This is a genomic window from Paenibacillus sp. P4_A7 (assembly GCF_056402455.1).
The window spans coordinates 1-6,076 of sequence record NZ_JBFUHJ010000333.1; the positions used below are offsets into that span (position 1 = coordinate 1).

Here is a 6,076-nt window from a genome sequence, read left to right on the forward strand (position 1 = left end):
ATTTAAATGATTGCACAATAAAAAGGCCTGACAAGCTCCTTAAAAAGGAGAAGGCCTCACTATCTCCCCTACTACCAGCGCATGAATGGATTCAGGTTACAAGCTTTCGCAATTGAGAATTATTAGGTATAATAGAAGTGTGTTTACATCTATGTACAAACGGAGGAATTGGCTATGATTGGAGAACGTATTCAAATGCTGCGCAAGAGAAAAGGATTATCCCTAACTGAGCTTTCCCAAAGGGCGGGCGTTGCAAAGTCTTATCTTAGCTCAATAGAGCGTGGGCTGCAGCAAAATCCTTCGATCCAGTTTCTTGAAAAGGTCGGTGCAGTATTAAACGTAACTATTGAAGAATTTTTGAATACCGATCAATCTGACCAGAATCCTGAACATCTTGATCGTGAGTGGTCAGACCTAGTTAAGGAAGCTATGGCATCTGGTGTTAGTAAAGACCAGTTCAAAGAGTTTTTGGAATTTAATAAGTGGAAAAGTAAACGTGATTAGCTGGCTAATTTTTTACACAGCTTTATCCTGCATATCTGCCTTACTTTCTTCCTTAATACAAAGAAGTGCTTTGCGGATTTCTTCTGTATTAAAACCCATTTTGCGCGCGCTAAGTATTAATTCAACCCACTCCATATCCAAATCTTGAATGTTTTCTACTTGTCCAAGTGTCATATCACCTTGTCCCCCATTCATTTCGGGGCCGGTTGCACCACTGACTCCATGMGTTTAAGGTGCCCAGATAATAAACGCATTTCAACGTCTCCCATTCACTAACTATAAGTATTATATCCCCCTTCAGACGCATATGTTGTCACTTCATGTCCCAGAAATTTGAAAGATAATTGCAATTATTGTCGAATCGAGAATATAATCCAAAAAACTACATATATATTTTCTCACTAAAATGTCTAACAGTTTCTGCATCTTCTATTTGATCAAACTTTCTAGCAAAAAACTTATTTGATTTTTCAATAGACTCGATATCTTTAGAACCTAAGATTAGAGGGTGATTACTTGTTTTATAAGAGTCCCCCCATTTTATATAAGTAAGGTTGTCATTAGCGATCAGCTTTGCATACTCCGAGTTCATTAGCAAAGTTTGAAAAAACCATTCATCAGGGCATAAAGCATTTTCGAAATATTCGTAGTACCATTTATTATTATCTACAAACTCTACTATATGTCTCGCAACATCCAGTGGAATACAAAACCACGAAGAGCCATGATACAAGGAGTACCCTTTAGGAAGCTTATGGTCATTAGGGATTAAGTTAAAACCTTTCTTGTACATATACATCATAGTACTTCTGAAAATTCTTATTGGATGAAACTTTGTATACTGTCTTCTAGCTAATTTAAACCATTTAATATTTGAATGTGATGCAGAAATATCGCCAGCAATGACAGGAGTTGATGTCATATATATTTTAGCCCCATTTCCCCTAAAATGATCCTTAAGTCCGCTTTTCACAAGTAAGTCTTGACCACTTCTAAGGCATACATAATCGTACTTAATATTTGATGCTATAACAGCTCTGAGAAGCAAAATAGTCGCATCTACTTGGCTTATGTTTCCCCATCTAACTTCGCAACAGTCATCTAATACAGTAACGTGATCAGAATCAACAATTTCAGAAGCTATTTTTCTATGGTTTTTCTTATCAATGTGAACAAATACATCCGCTAAAGCGTTTGAAGTTAACTGATTAATAAATGTATTTACTTGTGAAGGGTTTTTGTGGATCTGTAAAATAAAAGCTGTTGGGAGGACAGCTTCCGTCATTCGTTTCACTCTCCAAGTGAAATTCTCTTTTTTAATACCAGAATAAACTAAACAACCTTAGTTTGCTTGAGTCCTTGACCAAGGTTGTTGAATATCTATTTGTATACTTAACAAGTTACGTATATGAATAGATCTTATAATAATATTTGCCCATACTGCTTAAATACAGCACCAACACCGATCTCTTTCCATACAGCAAAAGGTCTTACATAACTCCATTTAGCGCTTCCATCATTATAAGCTCCACCAAATGTAAAGTTAGGCTGTGTTACGCCCGAGGTTCCTGCTGCTGTACATTTGTAATAATATCCATTTGGTACTAGCGGCATGACTAAGCTATTTAAGCTGTACGCTGTATTAGCTTTCCAAGTAAAAATACCATTTGTATCATTTACTATTGCTCCGTCAGTGGCAGTAAATACTGGGGCGACACTAGCTGATTGTGCACCACCTACTGAGTTCTCAAATACATGTCCATTTGCATATACCCTATTTGCAACCAAATAAATAGTATTTGCTGCCCAAGCTGTTGTTTCTGCGTATCCTGCTGCAATACAAACCCACCCTATATACCCGCCTGCATTCGGATCCGAATTATTAAATAGTTGCCCCTTCCTAAAATACCCTGAAGTTGGGATTGTTGTGCCTTTTAGAGCGGGGTCAACGATACCATCAATAATGTTGTTCATCTGCAGCTCTTCATTTTTAAGACTTAAAGTTGTGTTATTTAGAATATTATTACGAACGATAACTTTAGAGTTATTGGAATAGTTTTCAATGGTAGCTCTTCTATTAGATGATGATATTGTGTTATGCTCAATTACAACCAAATTGCCTGCAAAGTTGGAGGCAATACTTATTATCGCTTTTGAATCAGTACCTGATGGATAATTAATACGATTACCTCTAAGGACCACATCATCTGTTGTACTGTTTATCTTATAAAGAATTCCATCTTTATGAGAAATATCACAGTTAGTCATTCTAAATGATTTTAGATTGCTAATCGTGAACAAGTTATAATTCGAATTTAATCCTGAGGTTAATGTAAATTTACAATTAGCAAATTCAACTTCATATCCTGCTTGGTTAAAATTGAATGCCTCTGTTAGATTTATAAATTTACAATTGTTAAATGTCCCGCCTAACGGCAGCCCTCCACTACCTACCTTAACGTTATTGAATAGACAGCTGTCCATTATCCAACCATCCTGCACGTGGGGAAGATTACTAATTAAACTCAATGCATCAGCACCCTGAAAGCTGCAACTCGAGAATGTTTGGGGAGCATCGCTTAATACCAAGCTGTTAGATGTGGATGTAAATGTTAATAGCTTCATATCATCATTATAAAAATGGCACCCATTGAATTGAATTGTATATGCTTTTGATTGTCTGACCGATACCAGGCAATTATTAAAGCTACAGTTCGTCAATATAATCTCTCTACTTAAAGCACCTGAAGAATCACCGATAGCAATATTGGGACAGCCGAAAAACTGATTATTGGATACTACTGCTTCTGCCCCAATAGCTACCAAACACTGATAAAACACATTGTTAGATAACAATACTTTGTCTGTAGGCCTGTTAATGGAAATGGATAAATATTTCCCTACTTTAGTAAACCTATTACCAGTTATATTCATATACTTTCCGTTAGTAATAATTAAGTCGTAACCATTATTATTGTGAAAGTTATTTCCGTCAATATAATAGTATTGATTAATGTCATATCCATCTTCAATGTCAATTCCACCTTGTGGATCAGTACCTTTAATATGATGTATTTCACAACCACTAATATAAATATGTTTCCCCTGCAGGCTCAGGCCCTGTCTACGGCAATCATGCAAATTACATTTTTCGAAATAAATGTTCCTTGGAATTTTAGTTGCTCTAACTGTTAATAAAGATCCTGTATCTGTAACCAAAGTTGATTGATGCAGTACTAGTCTTGCATAACTAGCGTTGATTGGAATTTCTACTTCATCAAAAAACTGTATGTCCTTATTTACTGTTAATAATGAATTATTGGCTCTGTAGAAAAAAATGTCGTAGTGTGTAGCAGTAATGTCAGAGCCTAGCGCACCATAGCCTGATCCATAAATACCAAATTGTCCGGCTTCTACAATACTGGCATTATTCATTAAGATTTTCACTCCAGATCGAATCCGATTCGCAGCAGTAATATCAGCACCTGATACAGAGTCAATACTACCTAATACAAATTGACTTCCAACTATGAATCCCGAACCATTAATACCTGTTCCAGAAAGCGAGGGAAAAGAATATGTCGAATTGCCTGCATCACCAGTACAGTTGTAGATTTCTAGATTATCAATGGAAACAAACATAGAATTCCCGAACACATTTACCCCTGTCCCGCCTTCATGTGTCCCTCTTGTTACAGTTGTCCAAGTTACTCCGCCATCCACTTTATTACCGCTTGTCGGAAAAATTGGTTCTAATGCTGATGAAATACCTGTCGTAATCGCACTGCATTGATAATAATACCTTGATGAATCAGCCACAGTGCTTGTTGGTATTACTTTATTGCCGACCATATAGGCTTGATTGGGTTTCCATTTCACTGCTCCACTATAATAATCATGCGTTTCTTTATCACCCCTGATAATCCCATTTGTTATTCTTGAATATTTCACGTCCAAAAACTTAATGATATTATACGATTCCAATCCATTTGTTCGAACTTGCATAGTAGAACCACATAGATCTAGTGTCATATAACTAAATGCTTTAACAGAGTTTCTTTCATCAATGAGATAAATTCCTTTCGGAAAACTGACTATAGAATAGCCTTGTCCGGAAGCCCAACTTATCGCATTATTAATGCCAAGTGTTGTATTAACGGCATCTGTACCATCGTTTTTCACATTCCAGCGTCCTAATTCTAATAAATAAGTCGACAATATCCTCACCACCATCTACCTTTTGTATATACTATGTTGAGCGAGGTAGAATGGAGTGGGGACTTGTATATATTTGTTTACGATGGACTGGTCTTCTTCTCTAACCGCTTTAAAGTTAACTTGAGGGCAAACGACCTTGCGATATTAAATAAATACTCAAATTCTTCAAGTTTTCTAAATATAATAAAAAATAAGACATTTGGTATGATTAGACACACAACACCACGTATGAGCAGGTCAAAAAATCCACTGCTTTGCAGAAAGCTACTGATCATATCACTGATGACAACAGCAGCTAACACAACAAACCCATACCGAAAATATCGTATAAAATAACTTTTTATAGGCTTTTGAAATACATCTTTAAATATGATGTAAGGGTCATACCAGAAATATATACATAATCTACTTATTACAGTTCCAAAAAACACTCCAGCAATTCCAATGGTTTGGGCTAAGACAATAGAGACGACAATATTAATACCAGCAGCATAAAGGGGGCGGTATTTTCCCTTTCGAAATAAACCTGTTGTCTCTCTATAAGTAGTAGAGGCATGTTGCATTCCGGAAGTATAAAAGTCTAATATGATTGCTAATACAATAATATTACTCATCAAATACGTTTCACCTAGCCAGAATGATATCACTGGATTTAACAAGCACCATAAGCAAACCGTACAAAATCCATATACCCAAAAATTTGAGAATTGAATAATTCGGAAAACGTAATATTTCTTTTCCACATTTTCTTTAACAACTAAATTTCCAACGCTGGCTGTAATGGAATAAAAAATGTAACTCAAAAGAGTATTTAGTGTAGCAATGATTAAGTAGTAGTTAGAGTAAATGCCCACCCAATAAATACCGATAAAAACTGATATAACAATGTTATCTGTGCCGTTAATTACAACACCACTTATTTTATATAACATGAGAGAATATAGGTTTTTAAAAAAGCTCTGTCGATCTTCTTTTGATAATTTCGAATTATTTTTTTCTTTGATATAAGGGTATAGCTGATTGGCTTTGTGAGAAATATAGATGTTTTTCATTATAGTGATTGCTATTTGAATGGATAGTACTACAATGAAGTTTTTTGTGCTTACTAATAATAGAATTTGAAAAATATTGGATATAAACGTAAATAGGGTATGTATTTTCGAGATAATATGATTTTGTTGATCTGCAACAATAATCGATTGTTTATATGCAAAATAGTAAGATGAAACCGAATTTAATAAGAATAATAGATATATTATATGGATGTAGGGAATATCTGTTTCACCGTTCATTAAATAGCTGAGAAACGGCAATAAGGTTAAACCAATTATTAAAATAATTAGTCCAATTAGTC

Annotated in this window: 5 protein-coding genes and 1 riboswitch; of the genes, 1 reads left to right on the forward strand and 4 read right to left on the reverse strand. The window is 35.1% G+C overall.

Annotated elements, in window-relative coordinates:
- The first annotated feature begins 174 nt into the window (after nucleotides 1-174).
- Complete coding sequence (locus tag AC1DWN_RS25345) at nucleotides 175-504, forward strand: helix-turn-helix domain-containing protein (RefSeq protein ID WP_477561671.1); 330 nt, start codon at nucleotides 175-177, stop codon at nucleotides 502-504.
- A 12-nt stretch (nucleotides 505-516) separates the two neighbouring features.
- On the opposite strand, the gene AC1DWN_RS25350 is transcribed toward AC1DWN_RS25345, so the two are convergent.
- The 4 genes from AC1DWN_RS25350 to AC1DWN_RS25365 form a co-directional block, all read right to left on the reverse strand.
- Nucleotides 517-678: a hypothetical protein gene (locus tag AC1DWN_RS25350; RefSeq protein ID WP_477561672.1), complete on the reverse strand. Its 162-nt coding sequence runs from the start codon at nucleotides 676-678 to the stop codon at nucleotides 517-519.
- A 17-nt stretch (nucleotides 679-695) separates the two neighbouring features.
- A riboswitch (cyclic di-GMP riboswitch) is annotated at nucleotides 696-779 on the reverse strand.
- Nucleotides 780-886: 107 nt separating this feature from the next.
- Nucleotides 887-1,789, reverse strand: a complete 903-nt coding sequence (locus tag AC1DWN_RS25355; RefSeq protein WP_477561673.1) for a beta-1,6-N-acetylglucosaminyltransferase — start codon at nucleotides 1,787-1,789, stop codon at nucleotides 887-889.
- Nucleotides 1,790-1,923: 134 nt separating this feature from the next.
- Nucleotides 1,924-4,722, reverse strand: a complete 2,799-nt coding sequence (locus AC1DWN_RS25360) for a right-handed parallel beta-helix repeat-containing protein (RefSeq protein WP_477561674.1) — start codon at nucleotides 4,720-4,722, stop codon at nucleotides 1,924-1,926.
- Between the two features lie 77 nt (nucleotides 4,723-4,799).
- Nucleotides 4,800-6,076: lipopolysaccharide biosynthesis protein (locus AC1DWN_RS25365; protein ID WP_477561675.1), on the reverse strand; the 1,277-nt coding region annotated here is incomplete at its 5' end.

Excerpts from the sequence above, each read along its gene's own strand:
- AC1DWN_RS25345 (WP_477561671.1), top strand. The coding sequence starts at position 175 with ATGATTGGAGAACGTATTCAAATGCTGCGCAAGAGAAAAGGATTATCC.
- AC1DWN_RS25350 (WP_477561672.1), bottom strand. The coding sequence starts at position 678 with ATGACACTTGGACAAGTAGAAAACATTCAAGATTTGGATATGGAGTGG.
- AC1DWN_RS25355 (WP_477561673.1), bottom strand. The coding sequence starts at position 1,789 with ATGACGGAAGCTGTCCTCCCAACAGCTTTTATTTTACAGATCCACAAA.